The organism is Streptomyces sp. NPDC053755 (assembly GCF_040677675.1).
In the GTDB taxonomy this organism is placed as follows: Bacteria; Actinomycetota; Actinomycetes; order Streptomycetales; family Streptomycetaceae; genus Streptomyces.
This window is the reverse complement of the sequence record NZ_JBFASK010000007.1, coordinates 107816-132721: the sequence shown is the minus strand read 5'-3', so window position 1 is coordinate 132721 and position 24906 is coordinate 107816. Positions and strand designations below refer to the sequence as shown.

Sequence of the window (24906 nt, the reverse complement as noted above, 5' to 3'; positions counted from 1 at the left end):
GGTCGGCCGGGGGATGCCAGGGGCCGCGGATGACGACGGACGCCGGTGCCGCCCCCTCTGTCAGCGGGGCCGCACCGGCGTCGTCGGCTGGAGACCGTGGCGGGAATTGAACCCACGTACCTCGCTTTGCAGGCGAGTCCCTCAACCACTCGGGCACACGGTCGTGTTGTGCACGAGTACGACCGTACGGAGGGTGCGGGGCGGGCTCAAGGGATCCGGGCGCCCCGCAACACGACTGCCATACGCCGTTCACGGTCGTAGGACCAAGTGCCGAGTCCTCCCCGTCCTTGGGACAGGGTCCATCCGTGCTCACGCCCCTTACTCTGAGGGGCATGAGTGCCCTGGAACCCCGAGACGCCGACCCCGGCGTCGCCTCAGCCGCCGACGCCGCGGGTCACCGTCCCATCGGAGGTCCCGAGCCCTCCGTCCTCGACCGGGCCCACCGGGCGCTCAGCGTCGGCATCGTCTCCGTCGTCGTCCTCATCGCCTTCGAGGCGACCGCCGTCGGCACCGCCATGCCCGTCGCCGCGCGTGAGCTGCACGGCATCCCCCTCTACGCCTTCGCCTTCTCCGCCTACTTCACCACCAGCCTCTTCGCGATGGTCCTGTCCGGGCAGTGGTCCGACCGGGCCGGGCCGCTCACCCCGCTGACCGCCGGCATCGCGTCCTTCGCCACCGGGCTCCTGCTCTCCGGCACCGCGGGCACGATGTGGCTGTTCGTCCTCGGCCGCGCCGTCCAGGGCTTCGGCGGCGGACTGGTCATCGTGGCGCTGTACGTCGTCGTCAGCCGGGCGTACACGGAACAGCTGCGGCCCGCGATCATGGCCGCCTTCGCGGCCGGCTGGGTGGTGCCCTCGGTCGTCGGGCCGCTGGCCTCCGGTACCGTCACCGAGCACCTCGGGTGGCGCTGGGTCTTCCTCGGGATCCCGGCACTCGTCGTCTTCCCGCTCGCCCTCGCGCTCCCCGCGATCCGCCGCACCGCCTCCGGGCCCGCCGACCCCGCCGCGCCGCTGCCGCCGTACGACCGGCGGCGCATCCGGCTCGCGCTGGGCATCGCGGTCGGCGCGGGGCTCCTGCAGTACGCCGGGCAGGACCTGCGCTGGCTCTCCCTGCTGCCCGCGGCGGCCGGGACCGCGCTCCTCGTGCCGTCCGCGCGCGGTCTCCTGCCGCGCGGTACGTACCGGGCCGCGCGGGGCCTTCCCTCCGTCGTCCTGCTCCGGGGCGTCGCGGCCGGGTCCTTCATCGCGGCGGAGTCCTTCGTCCCGCTGATGCTGGTCACGCAACGCGGCCTCAGCCCCACGCTGGCCGGCCTCTCGCTCGCGGTCGGCGGCGCGACCTGGGCGTTCGGTTCCTACCTCCAGTCCCGGCCGTGGACGGAGCCGTACCGGCAGCGGCTCGTCGTCGTCGGCATGCTGCTGGTCGCGGCGGCCATCGCGACCGCGCCGAGCGTCCTGATCGCCTCGGTGCCGGTGTGGGTGGTCGCGGTGGCGTGGGGGTTCGGCTGCCTGGGCATGGGGCTGGTGATCGCCTCGACGAGCGTGCTGCTCCTGAAGCTCTCCGCCCCCGAGGAGGCCGGCGCGAACTCGGCGGCCCTGCAGATCTCGGACGCCCTGTCGAACGTCCTCCTCCTGGCGGCGGGCGGCGCGGCCTTCGCGGCCCTGGGCGGGGGAGCGGTGGGCCACGCGGCCGCCTCGGCCTCGACGGCCCACCCGACGGCCTTCGCGGCGGTGTTCCTGCCGATGGCGGGGGTGGCGCTGGTGGGGGCGTGGGTCGCCACCCGGCTGGGAGCGGGATCGGGATCGGGATCGGGTACGACGGTGGCCCCATGAGCCTCACACCTGGCGGAGCGCGCCTGCGCCGGCCGGCGGATCGCCGTACGGGATCCGGACCAGGACGAGGCGTACGAGCCGGTCATCGAGGTGGCCACCGGCGACCGCGAGGACGCGACCCTGAGCGCGAGCCGTCCGCGGGCCCTCCGCGAGGAGACGTGAGCTGAGTCGCACCCGGCGCGACCCCGGGGCGTTCGTACGTGGTTCCGGGCGGGCCGCCGGTAGGGTGGCCCGGTTGTCATATCTGGACGAGCGTCGAACCGGAGACCGTGACTACCACCGCCACCTCCTCCCACCACCTCTCTCCCGCCTTTCCCGGCCGCGCCCCCTGGGGCACCGCCAACAAGCTGCGAGCCTGGCAGCAGGGGGCCATGGAGAAGTACATCCAGGACCAGCCCCGCGACTTCCTCGCGGTCGCGACGCCCGGCGCCGGCAAGACCACCTTCGCGCTGACCCTCGCCTCCTGGCTGCTGCACCACCATGTCGTCCAGCAGGTGACGGTCGTCGCGCCCACCGAGCACCTGAAGAAGCAGTGGGCCGCCGCCGCCGCGCGCATAGGGATCAAGCTCGATCCCGACTACAGCGCCGGGCCGCTCAGCAAGGAGTACCAGGGCGTCGCCATCACGTACGCCGGTGTCGGCGTCCGGCCGATGCTCCACCGCAACCGGTGCGAGCAGCGCAAGACCCTGGTCATCCTCGACGAGATCCACCACGCCGGTGACTCCAAGTCCTGGGGCGAGGCGTGCCTGGAGGCATTCGACCCGGCCACCCGCCGGCTCGCGCTGACCGGTACGCCCTTCCGCTCCGACACGAACCCGATCCCCTTCGTCACGTACGAGGAGGGGAACGACGGGATCCGCCGTTCGTCGGCGGACTACACGTACGGCTACGGCAACGCCCTCGGCGACGGCGTCGTGCGTCCCGTCATCTTCCTCAGCTACAGCGGCAACATGCGCTGGCGCACCAAGGCCGGCGACGAGATCGCCGCCCGCCTCGGCGAGCCCATGACGAAGGACGCCATCTCGCAGGCCTGGCGCACCGCCCTGGACCCGCGCGGCGACTGGATGCCGAACGTCCTGCGCGCCGCCGACCAGCGCCTCACCGAGGTCAGGAAGGGCATCCCGGACGCCGGCGGGCTCGTCATCGCCTCCGACCAGGACTCCGCCCGCGCCTACGCCAAGCTGATCCGCGAGATCACCGGCACCAAGGCGACCGTCGTCCTCTCCGACGAGGCCGCCGCCTCCAAGCGCATCGACGAGTTCAGCGAGAACGACGACCGCTGGATGGTCGCCGTCCGCATGGTGTCCGAAGGAGTCGACGTGCCCCGCCTCGCCGTGGGCGTGTACGCGACGACGATCTCGACCCCGCTCTTCTTCGCGCAGGCCGTGGGACGTTTCGTACGTTCGCGCAGGCGCGGCGAGACCGCCTCCGTGTTCCTTCCCACCATCCCCAACCTCCTCGGCTTCGCCAACGAGATGGAGGTCGAGCGCGACCACGTCCTCGACAAGCCGAAGAAGAACGGCGAGGAGGACCCGTACGCCGAGTCCGAGAAGGAGATGGCGGAGGCCGAGAGGCAGCAGGACGAGGACACCGGCGAGCAGGACATGCTGCCGTTCGAGGCGCTGGAGTCCGACGCCGTCTTCGACCGCGTGCTCTACGACGGTGCCGAGTTCGGCATGCAGGCCCACCCCGGCAGCGAGGAGGAGCAGGACTACCTCGGTATCCCGGGCCTCCTCGAACCCGACCAGGTGCAGCTCCTCCTCCAGAAGCGCCAGGCGCGGCAGATCGCCCACAGCCGCAAGAGGCCGGACTCCGAGGCGGACCTGCTGGAGCTCCCGGCTGAGCGGCGCCCCGTCGTTTCGCACAAGGAACTGCTCGAACTGCGCAAGCAGCTCAACACGATGGTCGGGGCGTACGTCCATCAGAGCGGCAAGCCCCACGGCGTCATCCACACCGAGCTGCGGCGGGTGTGCGGCGGGCCGCCGAGCGCCGAGGCGACCGCCGGACAGATCCGGGAACGGATCAAGAAGGTGCAGGAGTGGGCCACCCGGATGCGCTGACGCGGGGGTGACCGGCGGCGTACCGGCCGGGCGCGGGGACCGGACACCGAAGCCGCCACCCGGACCCGGCGAAGGGCCCGTACGCGAACCGCGTACGGGCCCTTCGGGCTCAGGGGTGTCGTGCCCCTCTGCTCGAACCGCGTACGGGCCCTTCGCGCCAGGGGGTCCCGCCCCTCGCACGAGCGGGCCGACAAAGCCGATCTTGTCCGCCGAAGTACTGTGACCGGCCGACTTACGCCTCGAACCGTCTGTATCCGGTCGCTCGCGCCCGGATTCTGGACGAGGTCTTCCGCTGAGCGGAGTGGCTCGCTACTGTCCCCGCAATGAACGCCCCGTGGCAGCGCCGCCGCGGAGCGCAGCCGGTGCGCATGGCCTGCCGGCGGCCTCTGACGTGCGTCGCCGACGGGACCGGTGTCGCAGCTTCCGTAGAGGGACCGCCGTCACTCACTCCGATCACTCCGAAGGAGAGGGCGTCGTGACCGCGGAGACCTCCCAGACGCTCGACCGGGGACTTCGAGTCCTCAAACTGCTCGCCGACACCGATCACGGTCTGACGGTCACCGAGTTGTCCAACAAACTCGGTGTCAACAGGACCGTCGTCTACCGTCTGCTCGCCACACTCGAACAGCACGCCCTCGTCCGCCGCGACCTGGGCGGCCGCGCCCGGGTCGGGCTCGGTGTGCTCCGGCTGGGCCGCCAGGTCCATCCGCTGGTGCGCGAGGCGGCGCTGCCCGCGCTGCGCTCGCTCGCCGAGGACATAGGGGCGACGGCCCACCTCACCCTGGTCGACGGGGCGGAGGCGCTGGCGGTCGCCGTCGTCGAACCGACCTGGACCGACTACCACGTGGCCTACCGGGCCGGCTTCCGCCACCCGCTGGACCGGGGGGCGGCCGGCCGCGCGATCCTGGCGGCCCGCCAGGGCAGCCTGATCGAGCCCGGCTTCACCCTCACCCACGGCGAACTGGAGGCCGGCGCCAGCGGCGCGGCCGCCCCGCTGGTCGGGATCACCGGGATAGAGGGCAGCGTCGGCGTCGTGATGCTCGCCGACGCGGTACCGGAGCGGGTGGGCCCCCGGGTGGTGGACGCGGCCCGCGAGGTCGCCGACGCGCTGCGCTGAGGGCGGCGCAGCCCGGGCGGGACCTTCCGGACACTCCCGAGGGCGTGTTTCGGCAGCAGCGTCGTCCGGTCGGCGGCATCGTCGCCGTCCGGGCGCTCGGCGCGGCCGGCGGACCGGCGTCGCCGTGGACCGGGAGGGGCGCCCGCCACCGGGTGCGGACGTCCTCCGGCCGGACCGTCCGTGCGGAGGCCTCCGCTCCGGCCGGGAGCCGGCCGCCCAGTAGATTGGGTCCGTGCTCTCCCGTCTCACGCGCAACCGTGCCCTCGCGCTCAGCGCTCTGCCCGTCGCCGCGCTCTTCGCCGTCGCCGGACTCGCGCCGCTGCCGTTCGCCATCGCGCAGCCCGGCTCCACCGCCGACGTGCTCGGCCGGGACAAGGGGCGTGAGGTCATCACCGTCACCGGCGCTCCCGTCCGCGAGACCGAGGGGAAGCTGCTGATGACCACCATCGTGGCCACCGGCCCGAGCGTGGACAACGACTTCGCGACCGTCGCCGACGCCTGGTTCCGTACCGACCGGGCCGTCCTGCCGCGTGCCTCGGTCTACCCCCCGGGCAAGTCCGACGCCGAGGTCGCGAAGCACAACCTGGGAGAGATGAAGCAGTCCCAGGACGCCGCCGTCCTCGCCGCGCTCGGCCATCTCGACCTGAACCCCAAGGACGTCAAGGTCACCCTCCACCTCGCCGACATCGGCGGGCCGAGCGCCGGTTTCCTCTTCTCGCTCGGGATCGTCGACAAGCTCGACGGCGACGGGGCCGGAGGGGACCTCACCGGCGGCCGGACCATCGCCGGTACGGGAACGATCCGGCCGGACGGCACCGTGGGCGCGGTCGGCGGCGTCTCGCTGAAGACCCAGGCGGCCGGCCGGGACGGGGCGAGCGTCTTCCTCGTCCCGAAGGCCGAGTGCTCCGACGCGCAGGCGGAGCTGCCGGAGGGGATGCGGCTGATCCCGGTCTCCACGCTCAGCGACGCGGTGTCCTCGCTCCGGGCGCTGGAGCAGGGGCAGGAGTCGAGGGTTCCGAGCTGCTGACGCGCGGGGGGACGGAGTCCATCTCGCGCCAGCAGGGAAACACCGCCGGGGCGAGCGTGGCCAGGAAGTAGACAGCGCCGAACGCGAGCAGCGCCGCCGTCAGTCCGGCTCCTTCGATCAGCTGTCCGGCGGCGAGGCCACCCAGCGGGGTCGTCAGGAGCACCCCGGCCGTCGTCACGCCGGAGACCCGGCTGCGCAGCTCGTCGGGGACGCGTTCGTACACGACGGTGGCCAGGATCGGGTTGAGAAGGCCGGCGCCCAGGCCGCCCGCCGCCATCGTGACGAGCAGCGGAAGCGTGGTGTCGGTGAGCGCGGCCGCCACGCAGGGCGGGGCCCCGCACAGCAGGAACCCGGCAGTGAAGAGGGCCCGGCGCGGGAAGCGATGGCCGACCGCCCCGTACAGCAGCGCCGCGAGGAGCGCGCAGCCGCCGAAGACGGCGACGAGCAGACCGAGGGCGGCGGAGCCGCCGAGGTTCTCCCGGGCGTGGACGGGCAGCAGGATCGCACTCCAGCCCTGGGCGAGGCCGTTGGTCGTCATCACCATCAGGACGACGCCGAGCAGCAGCCGGGAGCGGAGCACGAAGCCGTACCCCTCGCGCAGGTCGGCGCGGTAGCCGGACAGGGAGAAGGGGGCCGGGTCGGGGCGGGGCGCGGCGGACGGCACGTTCCGCAGGCCGACGAGCACGAGCAGGGCGGAGAGCCCGAAGGTGGCGGCGTCCAGGAGCAGGACGGCATCCGCGCCGATGACGGCGACGAGGACACCGGCGAGTGCGGCGCCGGACATCCGGGCGCCCCGCGAGACGGCGTCGTAGAGACTGGCGGCGCGGGGGAGGGGGGTTCCCGCGCCGCGGGCCAGGTCGGGGACCAGGACGTGGCGGGCGGTCTCGCCGGGCGCGTGGAAGAGGCCGGTCACGGCCATCAGCGCGCACAGCATCCAGAAATCCAGCAGGCCGGCGCGGTGCAGGAGCGGGATCGCGGCCAGCGCGAACGCGCAGACGAGGTCGGAGACGACGCTGATCCGGCGGCGCCCGATGCGGTCGATCACCGGGCCGCCGATGATCGCGGACACGACGACGGGGGCGGCCGCGCAGAAGGCGACGAGGCCGGCTTTGCCGGGGCTGCCCGTGGTGTCCAGCGCGAACCAGGGGACGCCGATGAGGGTGAGCGCGTTGCCCGTGATCGAGACGGCGTTGGCGGCCAGGACGGTGGCCAGGGGAGCCCGTCCTCCCGACGCACTCATACGGCGCGCGGCCGTGGTCGGGCGGTGGCGGGGACGGCCAGGCGCAGCCCTAACGCGACGAGGTTCCAGCCCAGTCGGGTACGGAGCGGGGTGCGCGGCACGAAGTGGGCTACGGCTCCGCGGAGTTCGGCGGAGCGCAGGCGGTGGAGCTCCAGATGGATGTCGGTGTGCATGGCGTCTTCGGGGTCCCTTCCGTCAGTACTCGCCTTGGGGGAACGCGTGCAGGTGCATGCGTACGCGGGCGGCGCCCGGCGCGTCGGCGACGGAGCTCTGGTGGTACTCGTCGATCAGGGCGTGGATCCTGGCGTTCAGCTCCTGGAGTCGCCCGGGCGGCAGGCGCAGGGTGAAGTCGCTCATGTCGCTGGCGCCGGCCCACGCCGCGTCCCAGTCGTGGCGGGTGCCGAGCCAGGTGTTCAGCTCCTGGGTGTGGATGGTCGCGATCTCGTGGAGGTAGACCTCCATGGCGCCCCGGACCTCGGGGTTCGCGTCCTGGTGCAGAGACGCGTCGACGGAGGTGCCCTGCTGGGCCGCCTTCCACCACCGTTCCCGGCCCTTGCCCCGGGACGGGTCGTCCTCCACGAAGCCGTGCGCGGCGAGTTGGCGCAGGTGGTAGCTGGTCGCTCCGCTGGACTCGCCGAGCCGCTCGGCGAGTTGGGAGGCGGTGGCGGGCCCGTTGTGGCGCAGGGCGCGCAGCAGCTGGATGCGGAGGGGGTGGGCGAGTCCGCGCAGTGAGCGCGGATCGAGCGTACGGCTGACGCGTTCCTCGGGTGCGGACATGGGACGAGCCTAGGGTTGCAAAGAGATGTGTGCAAGGGTTTCTTTGCAATCACTTCTTTGTCACCGCTCGGTCGCCACGGCGTCCCCCTCTCAGCCGGCGTCCTCCGCCGCCTGCTCCACCAGCGGGATGATCCGCAGCGGCACGGGGTTCTCCATCACGATCGCCGTGGAGGCCCGGACGATGCCCTCGAAACCGACGACCCGGTCGATCACGCGCTGGAGGTCCGCGTTGGAGCGGGCGACCAGGCGGCAGAGCATGTCGCCGTGGCCGGTGGTCGTGTGGAGTTCGAGCACCTCGGGGACGGTCGCCAGGTGCGCGCGGACGTCGCTTCCCTGGCCCTGCTTGATCTCCAGCGTCGCGAACGCCGTCACGGGATAGCCGAGGGCGGCCGGCTCGACCTGCGGCCCGAAACCGCGGATGACCCCGTTCGCCTGCAGGCGGTCGAGCCGCGCCTGGACCGTGCCACGCGCCACGCCCAGGCGCCGGGAGGCCTCCAGGACCCCGATGCGCGGCTCCCTCGCCAGAAGCACGATCAGACGTCCGTCCAGATGATCGATCGCCACGGCGGCCTCCCGGTGGTCATCCTGTACAAGTAGTCCGCCCATACTGGCGTCTGGCTGGTCAGATTGCCCAGTCCCCAGGCGAACTATTGCGCAGCTTGCCGATCGGCGGGACTCTGCCCCCATGACTGAGACCATCCAGCACACCCCCTCCACGGCGCGGCAGGCCGACCCCTTCCCCGTGAAGGGAATGGACGCGGTCGTCTTCGCCGTCGGCAACGCCAAGCAGGCCGCGCACTACTACTCCACGGCCTTCGGCATGAAGCTGGTCGCCTACTCCGGACCGGAGAACGGCAGCCGCGAGACCGCCAGCTACGTCCTGACGAACGGCGCCGCCCGCTTCGTGTTCACCTCCGTCATCAAGGCCTCCACCGAGTGGGGGCGCTTCCTCGCCGACCACGTCGCCGCGCACGGCGACGGCGTCGTCGACCTGGCGATCGAGGTGCCCGACGCGCGCGCCGCGTACGCCTACGCCGTCGAGCACGGCGCCACCGGCATCACCGAGCCGTACGAGGTGAAGGACGAGAACGGCACCGTCGTCCTCGCCGCCATCAAGACGTACGGCCAGACCCGCCACACCCTCGTCGAGCGCTCCGGCTACGACGGCCCCTACCTGCCGGGCTTCGTCGCCGCCGCCCCGATCGTCGAGCCGCCGGCCAAGCGCACCTTCCAGGCCATCGACCACTGCGTCGGCAACGTCGAGCTCGGCAAGATGAACGAGTGGGTGGCGTTCTACAACAAGGTCATGGGCTTCACGAACATGAAGGAGTTCGTGGGCGACGACATCGCGACCGAGTACTCGGCGCTGATGTCCAAGGTCGTCGCGGACGGCACCCTCAAGGTGAAGTTCCCGATCAACGAGCCGGCGATCGCGAAGAAGAAGTCGCAGATCGACGAGTACCTGGAGTTCTACGGCGGCGCGGGCGTCCAGCACATCGCCCTGGCCACCAACGACATCGTCGCGACCGTCCGCTCCATGCGCGCGGCGGGCGTCCAGTTCCTCGACACCCCCGACTCCTACTACGACACCCTCGGCGAGTGGGCCGGCGAGACCCGCGTGCCCGTCGAGACCCTCCGTGAGCTGAAGATCCTGGTCGACCGTGACGAGGACGGCTACCTGCTGCAGATCTTCACCAAGCCGGTGCAGGACAAGCCGACCGTCTTCTTCGAGATGATCGAGCGTCACGGCTCCATGGGCTTCGGCAAGGGCAACTTCAAGGCCCTCTTCGAGGCGATCGAGCGCGAGCAGGAGAAGCGCGGCAACCTGTAGGACGTCTCCGGACCATCGCGCCGGTACGCCCCCGCGCGTAGGTGTGGCCCCACGGCACGAGCCGTGGGGCCACACCCCTGTCCGCCCGATCACGCGCCCCGGGCTACGCCCTCGGAGCGGGCACCGTCGCCTGCCCCCGCGCGGTGGTCTGCCCCTGCCCTGTCGCCTGCCCCCGCGCGGTGACCTCCCCCTGCGCGGTTCCCTGCCCCTGCCTGGCCCCCTGCCCCTGCCCCGCGGCCTGTTCCCGCGCGGGTTCCTCCGTCCGCGGGGTGACCGGGCGCAGCTCCCCGGGCGGTTCGTCCGAGGGCTCGCCCAGCTTCGCCACCGCCTCCTGCGCCTTCACCGCGAGCAGCGGCGAGAACCACGGATTGATCCGCAGCGCCTCCGCCAGGTGGCGCCTGGCCGGGCCGTCCTCCGCCACCGCCCGCTCGATCTCGCCCCGGTGGTACGAGAACAGCGCGCTCCGCAGCCCCTCGTCCGTCGCCCGCTTCGCGTACTCCAGCGCCTCCTTCGGCTCCCCGGCCCGGTACAGCGCCCACCCCAGCGCGTCCGCCACCCGCACCGACCGGTGTCCGCGGGCCCACTCCGCCTTCAGCCGGCGTACCGCCGTCACCGGGTCGCCGTGGTCCGCCTCGAACAGCCCGAGGGCCACCTCCGCGTCCGACCGGTTCGCCCACACCCGGGTCCGCAGCAGGTCGTACCGCGCCTGCGCGTCCTCGTGCATCCCCAGCGACTCGAAGAACTCGCCCGCCTCCAGGGCGTACTCCGGCGCCGGCCGGTGAGCCAGCGCCGCACGGTAGTCACGGGCCGCCTCGTCCGTACGGCCCAGCGCCGCCAGCGCCCGCGCCCGACCGGCCAGCGACGGACCGTGGTCCGGTACGAGACCCAGCGCCGCCCCGTACTGCGCCACCGCCTCCTCCCGCTCGCCCCGCTCCCAGGCCAGGTCCCCGAGGCGCGCGAGCCCGACCGCCTTCTCCGTGGCGGTCTCCGCGAGCCCCACCGCGTCGAGCGCCGCCGCCGAGGCGTCCTCGCGCCAGCCGCGGTCGCGGTACGTCAGGGCCGCCCGCGCGCTGACCGCCGCGCCCGTGTGCAGCTCCTCCAGCGTGCTCATCGCCTTCCGCGCGGAGGCGTAGTCCCCGAGCCCGTTGTACGCGTCGATCAGCACCGGGTACGTCGACCACCGCTTCGGGTTCGCCGTGCGGACCCGCTCCGCCCACGTCCGCGCCGACTTCCAGTCACCGCGCGCGTTGGCCAGGGCCCCGAGTCCCAACTGGGCGTCGACGTTGCCCCGCTCGGCCGGCACCACCGCGAGCGAGCGCCGCAGCGCCCGCTCCGCCGGAGCGTAGGACGAGGCGTCGCCCAGCCGCACACCCCGCTCCGTGTACGCCGCTCCCAGCACCGCCCACGACGCCTCGTCACCGGGATGCCTCGTCAGCCACTTCTCCCGGTCGCCGATCAGCGCGGCGAGATCCGGCAGCGACGCGGGGGCGCCCGCGTCCGCCGCGAGCCTCGCCCGCGCGGCCGGCCCGGGGGCCTGCGGGCGGTCGTCGAACAGGCCGGGCGCGAACTGGGGGGCGTACAGCAGCGCCGTCGCCGCGATCACCGCCGCAACCCCGGCCGCGAGGACCGTCCGGGACACGTTCTCCGTCTTCATGGCGCCACTGTGCGCCAGTACGAAGAGCACACGAAGCGCCCACTCCGCTCCGGGAAGGCGAACGTCCGGCGGGTTCACACCGATGGCCCCGGGTGCCACGCTGGACGTATGGACGATCTTCTGACGCGGCTCCAGGAACGACTGCGGGCGGGCCTGCCCGCCGAGGCGCTGATCACCGACCGGGACGTCACCGCCTCCTACGCCCACGACATGGCGAGCTTCTGCGAGGCCGGCACCCCGGCCGCCGTCGTGCTGCCCCGCACGGTCGAGGAGGTGCAGTACGTGATGCGCACCGCGACCGAACTGCGCGTCCCCGTCGTCCCCCAGGGCGCGCGCAGCGGCCTGTCCGGCGCCGCCAACGCCTCCGAGGGCTGCATCGTGCTCTCCCTGGTCAGGATGGACCGCATCCTGGAGATCAACCCCGTCGACCGGGTCGCCGTGGTCGAACCGGGGGTGATCAACGCCGTGCTGTCCCGGGCCGTCAACGAACACGGCCTGTACTACCCGCCGGACCCCTCCAGCTGGGAGATGTGCACCATCGGAGGGAACATCGGCACCGCGTCCGGCGGCCTGTGCTGTGTGAAGTACGGGGTGACGACGGAGTACGTCCTCGGTCTCGACGTCGTCCTCGCCGACGGCCGGCTCCTGACCACCGGCCGCCGCACCGCCAAGGGCGTCGCGGGATACGACCTGACCAGGCTCTTCGTCGGCTCGGAAGGCAGCCTCGGCATCGTCGTCAAAGCGGTGCTCTCGCTCCGGCCCCAGCCACCGCGCCAGCTCGCCCTCGCCGCCGAGTTCCCCTCCGCGGCCGCCGCCTGCGAGGCCGTCTGCTCCATCATGGAGCGCGGCCACACCCCCTCGCTGCTGGAACTCATGGACCGCACCACCGTCCAGGCGGTCAACCGGCTGGCGCGGATGGGGCTCCCCGACACGACCGAGGCGCTGCTCCTGTGCGCCTTCGACACCCCCGACCCGGTCGCCGATCTCGCCGCGGTCGGCGAGCTGTGCACGGCCGCGGGGGCGACCGAGGTCGTCCCCGCCGAGGACGCCGCCGAGTCCGAACTGCTGCTGCAGGCACGCCGGCTGTCGCTGACCGCCCTGGAGACGGTCAAGCCGGCGACGATGATCGACGACGTGTGCGTACCGCGGACGAAGCTCGCCGCGATGCTCGACGGCACCGCCGCCATCGCCGCGAAGTACGACCTGACCATCGGCGTCTGCGCCCACGCCGGCGACGGCAACACGCACCCGGTGGTCTGCTTCGACCACGCCGACGAGGACGAGTCCCGGCGGGCGCGGGAGTCCTTCGACGAGATCATGGCCCTCGGTCTGGAACTGGGCGGCACGATCACCGGCGAACACGGCGTGGGCGTGCTGAAGAAGGAGTGGCTGGCCCGCGAGCTGGGGCCGGTCGGCCTCGAACTCCAGCGGGGCATCAAGCGCACCTTCGACCCGCTGAACCTGCTCAACCCCGGCAAGCTGTTCTGAGTTCCGTCACCGGCCTCACCCCTCACCGTCCTGCGGCTCGTCCCTCGGCCGGGTGGTCTCCCCGCCGAGGGACGGCGAGGGGTCGCGCAGCCACACCTCGTCACGGACGGCGGTCGTCGCGAGGAGCGCGTCGATGCCGTCGTCGATTCCCAGCCGCTCGGCCTCGGTGCCGGACGGGACGGTGCGCAGGGTCCGCTCAAGCCAGGCGCACACCTGCCCGGAGGGCGCTTCGAGCAGCGCGTCGCCGTCGGGGGAGGAGAGCGCCATCAGCACGACCTCGCGCCCCTCCACCTTCGTGGGCCAGACACGGACGTCCCCGTGGCCGCACGGCCGGAAGACGCCCTCGACGAGAAGCTCCCGGGCGAACGTCCAGTCGACCGGGTGGTCCGACCCGATGTGGAAGGTGACGTGGACGGCGTACGGGTCGTCGGTGCGGTAGACGAGCCGGGCGGGGACGGGGACGGCGCGCTCGGGGGAGAGCACCAGCTTCAGCTCCAGCTCGCGCTCGACGACGGTGTTCTCGGTGTTCCGCATGGCCTTGCTCCCTCTCGTGTACGCGGCCCGGACGGGCCCGCACCGAGGAAGAGCGCGGCCGGGGCGAGGTATGACGCGACTTCGGCGAGCTTTTTTCGGGAAGTCGGGGGAATCGGCCCGTCGTCACGATCGGTGACGGGTCAGGGGAGAACATCCGTCCGACGGGCGAGCCTCGGCCTGAGGGTGACGGTGAGTGGCGAGTTTGTGGGGATGTCGCTCGAAGGCGGGTTTTCTCCCGGCCTCCGTCTTCCCGGGGCCGCGTTCTTCGTTACTGTCCTCCTTGGGCCGCGCGCCCGATGGTCGTGGAAGCGTTGTGACGGAACGGAGTCGGGGCAGTGGCTACTCCTCCTGGAGCCGGCGGGGAGGTACCGCAGGCCGGGTACTACCCGGACCCGTCCATTCCCGGATACATCCGGTACTGGAACGGGGGCGCCTGGGTGCCCGGGACGAGCCGTCCCGCGCCTCGTGAGGGCGAGGCCCTGCCCGGGCCGTCCGCCGGGACGATGCCCCCGGGCCCGGCCCTCGTCCCGAACACGGCGCCCGCGCCGGTGCCGGTGCCCGCCGTGGAGGAGACCGGGCCGGTCTTCCTCGACGAGGACCCGGTCGTCGAGACCCGTCCCGACCCCGAGCCGGCGTCGGCGTGGCACGCGGACGTCTCCCGGCAGACGGGCTTCGGCGGCGACCGCGACCAGAAGGTCTCGTGGGGCGCGCCGGACGCGGAGTCCACACCTCCGGCCGCCGTGCAGGACCCCCGCGTGTCCGCGTCCCCGGCCAGGCTCGGCGGCATGCCCGTCACGCCGGCGTCCGCCGACCCGACGGGGGGCGCCCTGCCGGGCGTGCGCAGGCCCCAGCAGGCGACGGACCGGCAGCGGCCGGGCGCCGAGGGCACGATGACGATCCGCGCGTTCCCGCCGCAGGCGCAGTCCCCGGCACCGTCCCCCGCACAGCCCCAGCCGACGGCGCGGGCGCAGGCCCCGGCGGCCGACCGGACCGACGCGCCCGCGCGGGAGGAGCAGGGAGGCGGCGCCCAGGCGCCGCAGGGCAGGCCGGGACATCAGGACGCACCGCAGGGTCCGCGGAGCGGGACGGGAGCACCGGTCCAGCAGGGGCCGCGGACGGCGCCCGCCCAGCAGAGCCCCCAGGGGCCGAACGCCTCCTCCGCGGCCGCGGGTCCGCAGACCCCCGCGCAGGGCCGCCTCCCGGGCCGGTCCGGGACGGCTCCGGCGGCCGGCTCCGCCCCGGTCACGACCGGCCCCGGCGGCGGCGCCCCTTCCTGGCCGCAGCAGGTCCACCAGCTGGCCCAGCCGGGGACCGGAGGGACGGCCGAGGCCGGACAGCCCGTCGTGCCCTGGAAGCCACCCGTCGAGGACCCCTTCCTCAAGGCCGCCCGCGCCCAGGCCGCCGCCCGCCCGGCCGGACTCGGCAAGCGGCTCGCCGCCCGGCTCGTCGACACCGTCGTGCTCGGTGCGCTCACCGGGGCGGCGTCGTTCCCCTTCGTCGTCAAGGCGCTCGACCACATCGACGCCAAGATCGAGGCGGCCAAGCAGTCCGGAGTCACCGTCCAGGTGTGGCTCCTCGACGGCACGACCTCCCTCTACTTCGGGATCGCGCTGGCCGTCCTGCTCGTCCTCGGCCTGCTGTACGAGGCGGTGCCCACCGCCAAGTGGGGCCGCACGCTCGGCAAGAAGCTGTGCGGGCTCCAGGTCCGGGACATCGAGGCGCACGAGCCGCCGACCTTCGGCGCGTCCCTGCGCCGCTGGCTCGTGTACAGCCTCCTCGGGCTGCTCGCGGTCGGTGTCCTCAACGTGCTCTGGTGCCTCTTCGACCGTCCGTGGCGGCAGTGCTGGCACGACAAGACGGCCCACACCTTCGTCGCCGGCTGACCGACGGGCCCTCCGGCAGACGACCGGGACCGACCCGGCGGCGGCACCGAGCCGCCGGTGACCGACGGCGTACCGAACCGACCGAACCGAACCGGGACCGAATCGGCGCGGCCCGGCGGCGGGTCCGGTCGGACGGCCGATCAGGACCCGTACGGCGGTCCCCCGTACGGGCGGCGAAGCGTTGCGGGGCGCCCTCGCGCGGGGTGCACTGCCCCCATGAGCAACGACCAGCCGACGCCCGGACAGCCGCCCGAGGACGATCCGTTCCGCAAGAAGCCGCAGGACCCCACGCCGCCGTCGGCGGGGTCCCCCTACGGCGGTCAGCCCCCGGACGGTCCGCCGCCGGGAGGGCCGCCCCCCGGCAGCCCGCCCCCCGGTGGCCCGCCTCCGGGATCGCCGTACGGCAGTACGCCGCCGCCTCCACCGCCCTACGGCGGCGGGTTCGGCGGGGGCTACGGCGGTGCGGATCCGCTCGCCGGGATGCCGCCGCTCGCCGATTCCGGCCGGCGCATCCTCGCCCGCCTGATCGACTGGCTGATCATCGCCGTGCCGCTCGCGCTCATCGGCATCCCGTTCGACGTCTACCAGCGCGCGACGGACAACGACGCCGACTTCGGCGACACCGTCAACAGCTTCAACGGCGGGGCGCAGCTGGTCTTCCAGCTCATCACCATCGTCGCGTACGTCGCCTACGACACGGTGATGACGGCCAGGAACGGCCAGACCCTCGGCAAGAAGTGGCTGAAGCTGCGGGTCGCGATGCTCAACGACGGCTCCACACCGCCGATGAACGCCTCGCTCATCCGCGCCGTCGTGCTGTGGCTGCCCGCGCTGATCTGCTGCGCCTGCCTGTGGCCGCTGCTGATCCTGATCCTGATCCTCGTGGACAAGCCCTACAAGCAGGGCCTTCACGACAAGGCGGCGAAGACCGTGGAGGTCTCCGTGGCCCGGTAGACCGAGGAACCGGAGACCGAGGAGTCAGCGGCTCACGACCCGATCCGGGTATCGGCCCCCGCACCCACGCGGACGGGCGGAACCCGGATCTCGTCGTTCCGGGGGAGCGGCGCCGCGGCCGGCCGGGACCGCCGGTGCGCCGGCAGCGTCGTCGCCACGACCAGTCCGAGGAGGAGTCCGGCGGCGCAGACGACGACGATCCCCAGGGTGCCGGTCGTACGGGAGAGCAGCAGCAGGGCGACGGTGGAGAAGACGACGGTCGCCGAACCGTAGGCGATCTGTGCGGCGTTCGGACGCGGCATGACGGGTACCGTCCCTCGAGGCATCGGCGGGTCGCACTCCCTGACTGGCGCCGGGTGGGCACACACCCGAGCGACTCTACGAGGGTCCATGCCCGAGCGGAACCGGTGGTAAGCGTGACCTCACCCACGGTGCGGGTGCACAAGGGGCGCATGGAGTCATCGATTCGCCAACCTCCCGTCGCGATGCGCCTGCTGGATGTCCGCATACCGGAAGACCGCTCCTGCATAGTGCAGTTGGTATGTGCAAGTCAAGGTCTGTCTTTTCTCGCGTAACTCCGGTCGAATGTCGTCACTTGTGACGCGCACCCCGCCCGCGGACATCACCCCACCTCCGGTCCGTGGCATCGGGGCGCCGGGGAGGACTACATCAAGTGACCAACAGACGACGGGCGCTCAAGGCGTCCGCAGTCGTCGTGGCGCTCGCGGCCACCGCCGCCACCGCCTCGACCTTCACCACCGCATGGGCCGACGACAAGGGCCCGGGCGCGCCGGCGGGCATCGAGCGTCAGGACCCGGCTCCCGGCAACCACGTGGAGAAGACCGCGGTCGACCACGACCTCGACGGCCCGTTCAGCAAGCAGCAGGCCCAGCAGCGCGAGGCCGCGCTCGAGCAGGTGCTGAGCGGCGACGCCAAGGTGGAGCGCCGCGGGGGTTCCCAGGTCGTCAAGCTCGACAGCAAGAAGTACGTCGAGCTGGGCCGGGAGAAGACCGACAAGATCTTCACGATCCTGGTCGAGTTCGGCGACAAGGTGGACAGCACGACGCTGGTCGACCGCGCCGACGACGACACGGCCGAGCCGAAGCCGAAGTTCGGCGGCACGCCCGGCCCGCTGCACAACCAGATAGCCGAGCCGGACCGTACGAAGGACAACTCGACGGCCTGGCAGAAGGACTACAACCAGCAGCACTTCCAGGACCTCTACTTCGGCACCGGCAAGGACAAGAAGACCGGCCAGCCCAAGGAGAGCCTGAAGACCTACTACGAGAAGACCTCCTCCGGCCGGTACTCGGTCGAGGGCGGCGTCTCCGACTGGGTCAAGGTCGAGTACAACGAGGCCCGCTACGGCTCGAACTACTGCGGCAACAGCAACTGCGCCAACGTCTGGGACGCCGTCCGCGACGGTGTCACCGCGTGGACCGCCGACCAGAAGGCCAAGGGCCGCACCGACGCCCAGATCAAGGCCGACCTGGCGCAGTACGACCAGTGGGACCGCTACGACTTCGACGCCGACGGCAACTTCAACGAGGCCGACGGCTACATCGACCACTTCCAGATCGTCCACGCGGGCGAGGACGAGTCGGCGGGCGGCGGCGCCCAGGGCGGCGACGCCCTGTGGGCCCACCGCTGGTACGCGTACGGCACGGACGCGGGCAAGACCGGACCGGCGAACAACAAGTCGGGCGGCACCCAGATCGGCACCTCGGGCATCTGGGTCGGCGACTACACGATGCAGCCCGAGAACGGCGGCCTCGGCGTCTTCGCCCACGAGTACGGTCACGACCTCGGTCTCCCCGACCTGTACGACACCTCCGGCAAGGCCGGCGCCGAGAACTCGACCGGCTTCTGGTCCCTCATGTCCTCCGGCTCCTGGCTCGGCCGGGGCAAGGACTCGATCGGCGACCTGCCCGGCGACATGAACTCGTGGGACAAGCTGCAGCTCGGCTGGCTCGACTACACCAAGGTGAGCAACGAGCAGCGCGCCACGAAGTCCACCCACAAGCTGGGCGTGGCCGCGTACAACACCAAGAACCCGCAGGCGCTCGTCGTCGAGCTGCCGAAGAAGCGGGTCACCACCGAGGTCGTCGCGCCCGCCGAGGGTGCCACGCAGTGGTGGAGCGACATGGGTGACGACCTCAAGAACACCCTGACCCGCTCCGTCGACCTCACCGGCAAGTCGAAGGCCACCCTGGAGCTCAAGGGCTGGTACGACATCGAGCTGGACTACGACTACCTCTACACCGAGGTGTCGACGGACGGCGGCGCCAACTGGACGGCGCTGGACGGCACCGCCGACGGCAAGCCGCTGCCGCGCGACGCGAGCGGCGCCCCGGCGCTGACCGACGTCTCCGGCGCGTACAAGAACCTGGTGTACGGCCTGGACGCCTACGCCGGCAAGAAGTTCGACCTCCGCTTCCGCTACCAGACGGACGGCGGCGCGGGCGGCAAGGGCTTCGCGGCCGACGCCATCACGCTGACCGCCGACGGTGCCGCCGTCTTCTCGGACAACGTCGAGAACGGCGACAACGGCTGGACGGCCAAGGGCTTCTCGCGGATCGGCAAGGGCTTCACCAAGGAGTACGAGCAGTACTACCTCGCGGAGAACCGCCAGTACGTCTCGTACGACGCGACCCTGAAGGTCGGCCCGTACAACTTCGGGTTCACCGGCGACAAGGCGAGCTGGGTCGAGCACTACCCGTACCAGAACGGTCTGCTCGTCTGGCTGTGGGACACCTCGCAGAAGGACAACAACACGGCCGTCCACCCGGGCCAGGGCCTGATCCTGCCGGTCGACGCGCACCCGACGCCGCTGAAGAACGCCGACGGCACCCTGATGCGCAACCGTGTCCAGTCCTACGACTCGACCTTCGGCACCTACCGCACCGACGCGATCCGGCTGCACAAGGCCGGCGTGCCGGCGTGGGTGGGCTCGCAGCTCGGCAACCCGGTCTTCGACGACCGGCGGGGTACCTACTGGTACCAGGAGACCGAGCGGGCCGGCGTCAAGGTAACTGACACCAACACCAAGATCCAGGTCGTCAAGGAGCCGAAGGATGGCCAGACGATCACGGTCCAGGTGGGTCCGTCCCAGAAGTAAAGAGTAAAACCGCAGGTCAAAGCGTGATCGGCCGTCGCCCTCTAGCGGGCGGCGGCCGATCGTGTTTAGGTGCGTCTGACGGATTCCTTATTGACAGCGAACGTACGGGGGAGTGGTTTCGGCATGCCTGGTGGAGGTTTTTGCAAGTTGCCCGGGGGGAGCGTGGTCGTCGCCATCGGGCTGCCGAGCCCGGCGGGCGACGGTGCCACCGTCCGCTTCCTCGTCCACGCGGCGAACCGTGCCCGCGCCCTGACCAGGCTGCGGAACCACGGGCTGCGGGCGGTCTACCTCCGGGGCAACGCGGAGCCCCCGACGCCGGACGAGATCACGGCGGTGCTCCACCACCCGGACGGCCTCCTGTGGCGGTCCACGGCCCAGGAGCTGTGGCACCCCATACGTTCCCTGCCGACCGGCTGACCGGCGCCGCCGTCGCGGGGCGCCCGGGCGGCCGGGCGCCCCGCGACGGGCCGGTCACGGCCGGACTCAGGCCACGACCGGCTTCCCGGTCAGCTCGACCCCCGCGCTCCGCAGCTCCTCCAGCGCGCGGTCCGTCGTCTCCTTCGCGACACCGGCCGTGAGGTCGAGCAGCACATGCGTGCGGAAGCCCTCCCGTGCCGCGTCCAGCGCGGTCGCCCGCACGCAGTGGTCCGTCGCGATGCCCACCACGTCGACCTCCTCGACCTGACGCTCGCGCAGCCACTCGGCGAGCGTCATGCCGTTCTCGTCGCGTCCCTCGAAGCCGCTGTACGCCGCCTCGTAGGCGCCCTTGTCGAAGACCGCCTCGATCGCCCCGCTGGCGACCGCCGGAGCGAAGTTGGGGTGGAAGCCGACCCCTTCCGTGCCGGCGACGCAGTGCACCGGCCAGGAGGTGACGTAGTCCGGCTCCTGGCCCTCCGCGGCGAAGTGGTCGCCCGGATCGACGTGGTGGTCGCGGGTGGCCACCACGTGCCGGTACGCGGCGCCAGCCGCCTCTCCGACCAGGTCGGTGATGGCGGCGGCGACGTCCGCTCCTCCCGCCACCGCGAGGCTGCCGCCCTCGCAGAAGTCGTTCTGAACGTCCACGACGATCAATGCGCGGTGCATGGGGGGAGTCCTTAGCGGGTCGGATCGGAGGCGGGGGGAACGGCTTCGAGCCTAGAGACTTCCCCCTCCCTTCGGGAGGGGGCATTTCAGGGCGTTACGACTGCGTCCTACACGTACTCGGTCGGCAGCACCGGCTCGCCCCGGGACAGCTGCATCGCCGACATCGGCAGCCCGGCCCGCGCCGCGATGTGCCGCGCCCGGGCCGCCTCCAGCGGTTCGCGGGCCACCACCTCGCCGCCCTTGACCAGCTCGACGAGCAGCAGGCGGTCGGCCGGCTGCGGCGGGACCTGGCCCGTGCCGATCACCTCCGCCTCGGCCACGCCGTCCGCGTCGGTCCGGCGCGCCGCCCACTTGCGGCCGCCGACCGAGGCCTTCCCGCCCAGCGACTTCTTCGCCACCGCCGTCAGCGGCGCCTTGGGGTCCGCCGACTGGGCGCGGGCGACCAGCTTGTAGACCATCGAGCAGGTCGGGTGCCCGCTGCCGGTGACCAGCTGCGTCCCCACCCCGTACGCGTCCACCGGGGCCGCCGCCAGGGAGGCGATGGCGTACTCGTCGAGGTCCGAGGTGACCACGATCCTGGTGTTCGTCGCGCCCAGCTCGTCGAGCTGCGCGCGCACCCGGTGCGCCACGAGGAGCAGGTCGCCGGAGTCGATCCGCACGGCGCCGAGCTCCGGGCCCGCCACCTCCACGGCGGTTCGGACCGCCTCGGCCACGTCGTAGGTGTCGACGAGCAGCGTCGTACCCCTGCCCAGCGAGTCGACCTGTGCCCGGAACGCGTCCCGCTCGGTGTCGTGCAGCAGGGTGAAGGCGTGGGCGGAGGTGCCGACGGTCGGGATGCCGTACCGGAAGCCGGCCGCGAGGTCCGAGGTGGAGTCGAAGCCGCCGACGTACGCCGCCCGCGAGGAGGCGACCGCGGCGAGCTCGTGGGTGCGCCGGGCGCCCATCTCGATCAGCCGCCGGCCGCCGGCCGCGGCCGACATCCGGGAGGCGGCCGCCGCGATGGCCGAGTCGTGGTTGAGGATCGAGAGGATCACCGTCTCCAGGAGCACGCACTCGGCGAAGGAGCCCTCGACCCGGAGGAGGGGCGAGCCGGGGAAGTACACCTCGCCCTCGGGGTAGCCCCAGATGTCCCCGGAGAAGCGGTAGGCCGCGAGCCACTGGAGGGTCGGCTCGTCGACGATGCCCTGCTCGCGCAGGAAGCCGATCACGGCCGGGTCGAAACGGAAGTTCTCGACGGCGTCCAGGACCCGTCCCGTGCCGGCCACCACGCCGTAGCGCCGCCCCTCGGGCAGGCGCCGGGTGAAGACCTCGAAGACGGAGCGCCGGTCGGCGGTGCCGCCCCGGAGGGCCGCCTGGAGCATGGTCAGCTCGTACTGGTCGGTGAAGAGCGCGGTCGACGGCACGTCCACCGGGAGCCCAAGGTCCGCAGCGTTCATGTCAGCGATGCTACCCCGAATACTCGTCAGAGTGACGATTTCTACGTCCGGCCGTGTGACCCGTTTGTGCGACAGGCCACTTCGGGTGGCAGCATGGGGTGAGTGAGCGTCGCGCCTATCGAGATCGAACGTACGGAATCGTCCGAGGAGACCTTCGCGGTCGTCGAGCCGGACGTGCCGTGGGTGACGATCGTGCACAACGACCCGGTCAATCTGATGAGCTATGTGACCTACGTCTTCCAGGCGTACTTCGGTTACTCCAAGGACAAGGCGCACAAGCTGATGCTCGACGTGCACCACAAGGGCCGCGCGGTGGTCTCCGCCGGCACGCGTGAGGAGATGGAACGGGACGTGCAGGCGATGCACGGCTACGGACTGTGGGCGACGCTCTCGCAGGACCGCGGCTGATGGCCGGGCACTTCGAGGCTCTGCCGGGCGGCGGCGCGGCCGTCGCCCTGGACGAGGTCGAGATCTCCATCCTCCGCTCCCTCGCCGTCCAGCTGATGGAGCTGCTCGGACCGGGCGACGAGCCCGTCGAGGGCGAGGACCCGCTCGCCGCGCTCTTCGCCGAGGGGCCGAGCGAGGCCCCCAGCGACCCCGCGCTCAAGCGCCTCTTCCCGGACGCGTACGGCGACGAGGACGAGGAGCTGCGGGCCGCCGCGGCCGACTTCCGCCGGTTCACCGAGAAGGACCTGCGCTCCCGCAAGCGCGCCGACGCCCTCTGCGTCGTCCGCAGCCTCGACGCGCTGGCCCCGACCGGCGAGGGCGGGGCCGTCCTCAAGCTCACCGCCGACGAGTCGAGGGCCTGGCTCGGCGCGCTCAACGACCTGCGGCTGACGATCGGGACCCGGCTGGAGGTCACCGACGAGGACGAGAGCGGCGACCTGTACCGGCTGCCGGACTCCGATCCGCGCAAGCCGATGGTGATGGCGTACCTCTGGCTCGGTGCGCTCCAGGAGACCCTCGTCGAGACGCTGATGCCCTAGAGGGTGTCCGGCACGCGCCCGCGGCGCTCATGTGCCGGACACCCCCAGGCGCGTCGATCACGGACCGGCGGCCGCGCGGCTCCCCGAACGGGACGCGCCGTTCGCTCAGCGGACGCTCAAATCCGCATAACGAATACGTCACCAAAGTGTTCTACCTTGCCGTCTTGAGTCCTTTCTGTCCTCTTCTTCCTGTGGTGTGCGCCACAGCCGCCCCGGCCGATCACCGTTTCCGCCGTGATAAATCTTCACGACCGCCCGGGGACGCCACCCCTGTTCCCGGGGGCGCTTCGGCCGGCTGATCGCCGGTAGCACTCCATCCACATCCGGGGGGATCAGGACCTGATCCGCGGCCAGACGCAGTCGGCGCGGATCAGCATGGAGAAAGGCGCACCACCATGACCTCAGTGCAGGTCGACAAGCAGAACGACGGCACCGACGGGGCCGTGGGCGGCGGCGAGGGCTACCAGCGTGGCCTCGGCGCCCGGCAGATCCAGATGATCGCGATCGGCGGCGCCATCGGCACCGGCCTCTTCCTCGGCGCGGGCAAGGCCATCGCCAAGGCCGGCCCCAGCCTGATCCTCGCCTACGCCATCGCGGGCCTGGTCATCTTCTTCATCATGCGGGCCCTGGGCGAGCTGCTCATGTACCGCCCGGTGTCGGGCTCCTTCGCGGAGTACGCCCGTGAGTTCGTCGGCCCGTTCTGGGGCTTCGTGACCGGCTGGACGTACTGGCTCTTCTGGGTCGTCACCGGCATCACCGAGGTCACCGCCGCGGCCACCTATATGACGTACTGGTGGGACATCCCCCAGTGGATCTCCGCACTGGTCTTCACGATCATCCTCTACGGCGCCAACCTGATCTCGGTGAAGCTCTTCGGTGAGCTGGAGTTCTGGTTCTCGATGGTCAAGGTCACCGCGATCATCGGCATGATCCTGATCTGCGCCGGCATCCTCACCGTCGGCTTCTCCGACGCGGGCGACACCGCCTCCGTGACCCACCTGTGGGACCAGGGCGGCTTCTTCCCCACCGGCGTCGGCAACACGCTGATGACCCTGCAGATCGTCATGTTCGCCTTCCTCGCGGTCGAGCTGGTCGGCGTCACCGCCGGCGAGTCCAAGGACCCGAAGACCGTCCTGCCCAAGGCGATCAACACCGTGCCGTGGCGCATCGCCGTCTTCTACGTCGGCGCGCTCATCATGATCCTGTCCGTCGTGCCGTGGACCGAGTTCCAGCCGGGTGTCTCCCCGTTCGTCGCCGCCTTCGAGAAGATGGGCCTCGGCGTCGGCGCCGCCATCGTCAACTTCGTGGTGCTGACCGCGGCCCTGTCCTCCTGCAACTCGGGCATGTACTCCACCGGCCGCATGCTGCGCGACCTCGCGCTCAACGGCCAGGGCCCGAAGGTCTTCACGCGCCTCACCAGGAACGGCACCCCGCTGCTCGGCCTGACCTTCTCGGCCTCGCTGATGCTGGTCGGCGTCTGGATCAACTACGTCGCCCCGGGCAAGGCCTTCGAGTACGTCGTCTCCTTCGCCACCATCTCCGGCATGTGGGCCTGGATCATGATCCTGGTCTGCCAGATCCGCTACCGGGCCAAGGCGAACCGCGGTGAACTCCCCGAGTCCACCTTCAAGGCTCCCGGAGCCCCGTACACCAGCTGGTTCGCGCTCGCCTTCATCCTCATGGTCATCGTGATGATGGGCATCGACGAGGGGGCCCGCGTCTCCCTCTACTGCGCGCCCGTCTGGGGCCTCATCCTGGGCGTCTCCTACCTGGTCCTGAAGTCCCGCAACCCCGAGGGCGCGGCCTTCGCCAAGCGTTCCTGACGCACCCGTCTCGGCATTCGGTCCGCCCCGTACCACTCCTCGGTACGGGGCGGCCCGTCTGTCTAT

21 protein-coding genes and 1 tRNA gene are annotated in these 24906 nt (G+C 71.9%); 13 read left to right on the top strand and 9 right to left on the bottom strand.

The window, feature by feature from the left end; genetic code table 11:
* Window positions 1-88: 88 nt before the first annotated feature.
* A tRNA-Cys gene (locus AB0K65_RS10440) sits at window positions 89-163 on the bottom strand.
* 169 nt (window positions 164-332) lie between these two features.
* Between AB0K65_RS10440 and AB0K65_RS10435 the strand changes: the two genes are divergently transcribed.
* The 4 genes from AB0K65_RS10435 (at window position 333) to AB0K65_RS10420 (ending at window position 6033) form a co-directional block, all read left to right on the top strand.
* Window positions 333-1829, top strand: coding sequence for an MFS transporter (locus tag AB0K65_RS10435; RefSeq protein ID WP_365715372.1), 1497 nt, complete (start codon window positions 333-335; stop codon window positions 1827-1829).
* A gap of 269 nt (window positions 1830-2098) precedes the next feature.
* Complete coding sequence (locus AB0K65_RS10430) at window positions 2099-3889, top strand: DEAD/DEAH box helicase (protein WP_365715371.1); 1791 nt, start codon at window positions 2099-2101, stop codon at window positions 3887-3889.
* Window positions 3890-4364: 475 nt separating this feature from the next.
* The gene (locus AB0K65_RS10425) at window positions 4365-5006 is read left to right on the top strand and encodes a helix-turn-helix domain-containing protein (RefSeq protein ID WP_189975433.1); all 642 of its coding nucleotides are present in this window, start codon (window positions 4365-4367) and stop codon (window positions 5004-5006) included.
* Between the two features lie 232 nt (window positions 5007-5238).
* Entirely contained in the window at window positions 5239-6033 is a 795-nt protein-coding gene (locus AB0K65_RS10420) for a S16 family serine protease (protein ID WP_365715370.1), read from the top strand.
* Here AB0K65_RS10420 and AB0K65_RS10415 read toward each other — a convergent pair.
* The 3 genes from AB0K65_RS10415 to AB0K65_RS10405 all read right to left on the bottom strand — a co-directional run bounded on the left by AB0K65_RS10415 (window position 5966) and on the right by AB0K65_RS10405 (window position 8614).
* A complete protein-coding gene (locus AB0K65_RS10415; RefSeq protein WP_365715369.1) occupies window positions 5966-7273 on the bottom strand; it encodes an MFS transporter in 1308 nt (435 codons plus the stop codon). The genes AB0K65_RS10420 and AB0K65_RS10415 overlap by 68 nt on opposite strands.
* Before the next feature lie 195 nt (window positions 7274-7468).
* Complete coding sequence (locus tag AB0K65_RS10410; RefSeq protein WP_365715367.1) at window positions 7469-8050, bottom strand: winged helix-turn-helix domain-containing protein; 582 nt, start codon at window positions 8048-8050, stop codon at window positions 7469-7471.
* Window positions 8051-8140: 90 nt separating this feature from the next.
* Entirely contained in the window at window positions 8141-8614 is a 474-nt protein-coding gene (locus tag AB0K65_RS10405) for an Lrp/AsnC family transcriptional regulator (RefSeq protein WP_365715366.1), read from the bottom strand.
* 121 nt (window positions 8615-8735) lie between these two features.
* Here AB0K65_RS10405 and hppD point away from each other — a divergent pair, with 121 nt between their 5' ends.
* Window positions 8736-9881, top strand: coding sequence for a 4-hydroxyphenylpyruvate dioxygenase (hppD, locus tag AB0K65_RS10400; protein WP_365715365.1), 1146 nt, complete (start codon window positions 8736-8738; stop codon window positions 9879-9881).
* 103 nt (window positions 9882-9984) lie between these two features.
* Here hppD and AB0K65_RS10395 read toward each other — a convergent pair whose 3' ends face one another.
* Window positions 9985-11535: a tetratricopeptide repeat protein gene (locus tag AB0K65_RS10395; RefSeq protein ID WP_365715364.1), complete on the bottom strand. Its 1551-nt coding sequence runs from the start codon at window positions 11533-11535 to the stop codon at window positions 9985-9987.
* A gap of 108 nt (window positions 11536-11643) precedes the next feature.
* Here AB0K65_RS10395 and AB0K65_RS10390 point away from each other — a divergent pair, with 108 nt between their 5' ends.
* Window positions 11644-13023 (top strand): FAD-linked oxidase C-terminal domain-containing protein, encoded by a 1380-nt coding sequence (locus AB0K65_RS10390; protein WP_365715363.1) that lies wholly within the window; start codon window positions 11644-11646, stop codon window positions 13021-13023.
* 15 nt (window positions 13024-13038) lie between these two features.
* On the opposite strand, the gene AB0K65_RS10385 is transcribed toward AB0K65_RS10390, so the two are convergent.
* Window positions 13039-13557: an SsgA family sporulation/cell division regulator gene (locus AB0K65_RS10385; protein WP_365715362.1), complete on the bottom strand. Its 519-nt coding sequence runs from the start codon at window positions 13555-13557 to the stop codon at window positions 13039-13041.
* A gap of 335 nt (window positions 13558-13892) precedes the next feature.
* Here AB0K65_RS10385 and AB0K65_RS10380 point away from each other — a divergent pair, with 335 nt between their 5' ends.
* Window positions 13893-15440, top strand: a complete 1548-nt coding sequence (locus AB0K65_RS10380) for an RDD family protein (RefSeq protein ID WP_365715361.1) — start codon at window positions 13893-13895, stop codon at window positions 15438-15440.
* A 216-nt stretch (window positions 15441-15656) separates the two neighbouring features.
* Window positions 15657-16394, top strand: coding sequence for an RDD family protein (locus AB0K65_RS10375; RefSeq protein ID WP_365715360.1), 738 nt, complete (start codon window positions 15657-15659; stop codon window positions 16392-16394).
* A 32-nt stretch (window positions 16395-16426) separates the two neighbouring features.
* On the opposite strand, the gene AB0K65_RS10370 is transcribed toward AB0K65_RS10375, so the two are convergent.
* Window positions 16427-16696: a hypothetical protein gene (locus tag AB0K65_RS10370; RefSeq protein ID WP_365715359.1), complete on the bottom strand. Its 270-nt coding sequence runs from the start codon at window positions 16694-16696 to the stop codon at window positions 16427-16429.
* A gap of 371 nt (window positions 16697-17067) precedes the next feature.
* Between AB0K65_RS10370 and AB0K65_RS10365 the strand changes: the two genes are divergently transcribed.
* Together AB0K65_RS10365 and AB0K65_RS10360 are read left to right on the top strand one after the other, a co-directional pair.
* Window positions 17068-19512, top strand: a complete 2445-nt coding sequence (locus AB0K65_RS10365) for an immune inhibitor A domain-containing protein (RefSeq protein WP_365715358.1) — start codon at window positions 17068-17070, stop codon at window positions 19510-19512.
* A gap of 123 nt (window positions 19513-19635) precedes the next feature.
* Complete coding sequence (locus AB0K65_RS10360; RefSeq protein WP_365715357.1) at window positions 19636-19929, top strand: hypothetical protein; 294 nt, start codon at window positions 19636-19638, stop codon at window positions 19927-19929.
* Between the two features lie 66 nt (window positions 19930-19995).
* Here the strand turns inward: AB0K65_RS10360 and AB0K65_RS10355 are convergent, their stop codons facing one another.
* Together AB0K65_RS10355 and AB0K65_RS10350 are read right to left on the bottom strand one after the other, a co-directional pair.
* The gene (locus AB0K65_RS10355; protein ID WP_365715356.1) at window positions 19996-20595 is read right to left on the bottom strand and encodes an isochorismatase family protein; all 600 of its coding nucleotides are present in this window, start codon (window positions 20593-20595) and stop codon (window positions 19996-19998) included.
* A gap of 107 nt (window positions 20596-20702) precedes the next feature.
* Window positions 20703-22031 (bottom strand): nicotinate phosphoribosyltransferase, encoded by a 1329-nt coding sequence (locus AB0K65_RS10350; protein WP_365715355.1) that lies wholly within the window; start codon window positions 22029-22031, stop codon window positions 20703-20705.
* A 102-nt stretch (window positions 22032-22133) separates the two neighbouring features.
* Between AB0K65_RS10350 and clpS the strand changes: the two genes are divergently transcribed.
* The 3 genes from clpS to AB0K65_RS10335 all read left to right on the top strand — a co-directional run bounded on the left by clpS (window position 22134) and on the right by AB0K65_RS10335 (window position 24840).
* Window positions 22134-22439: an ATP-dependent Clp protease adapter ClpS gene (gene clpS / locus AB0K65_RS10345; protein ID WP_365715354.1), complete on the top strand. Its 306-nt coding sequence runs from the start codon at window positions 22134-22136 to the stop codon at window positions 22437-22439.
* Window positions 22439-23017 carry a DUF2017 domain-containing protein gene (locus AB0K65_RS10340; RefSeq protein WP_365715353.1) on the top strand — a complete coding sequence of 193 codons (579 nt, stop codon included), beginning with the start codon at window positions 22439-22441 and terminating at the stop codon, window positions 23015-23017. The genes clpS and AB0K65_RS10340 overlap by 1 nt, the downstream gene beginning before the upstream one ends.
* Before the next feature lie 395 nt (window positions 23018-23412).
* The gene (locus AB0K65_RS10335) at window positions 23413-24840 is read left to right on the top strand and encodes an amino acid permease (protein WP_365715352.1); all 1428 of its coding nucleotides are present in this window, start codon (window positions 23413-23415) and stop codon (window positions 24838-24840) included.
* Window positions 24841-24906 lie beyond the last annotated feature (66 nt).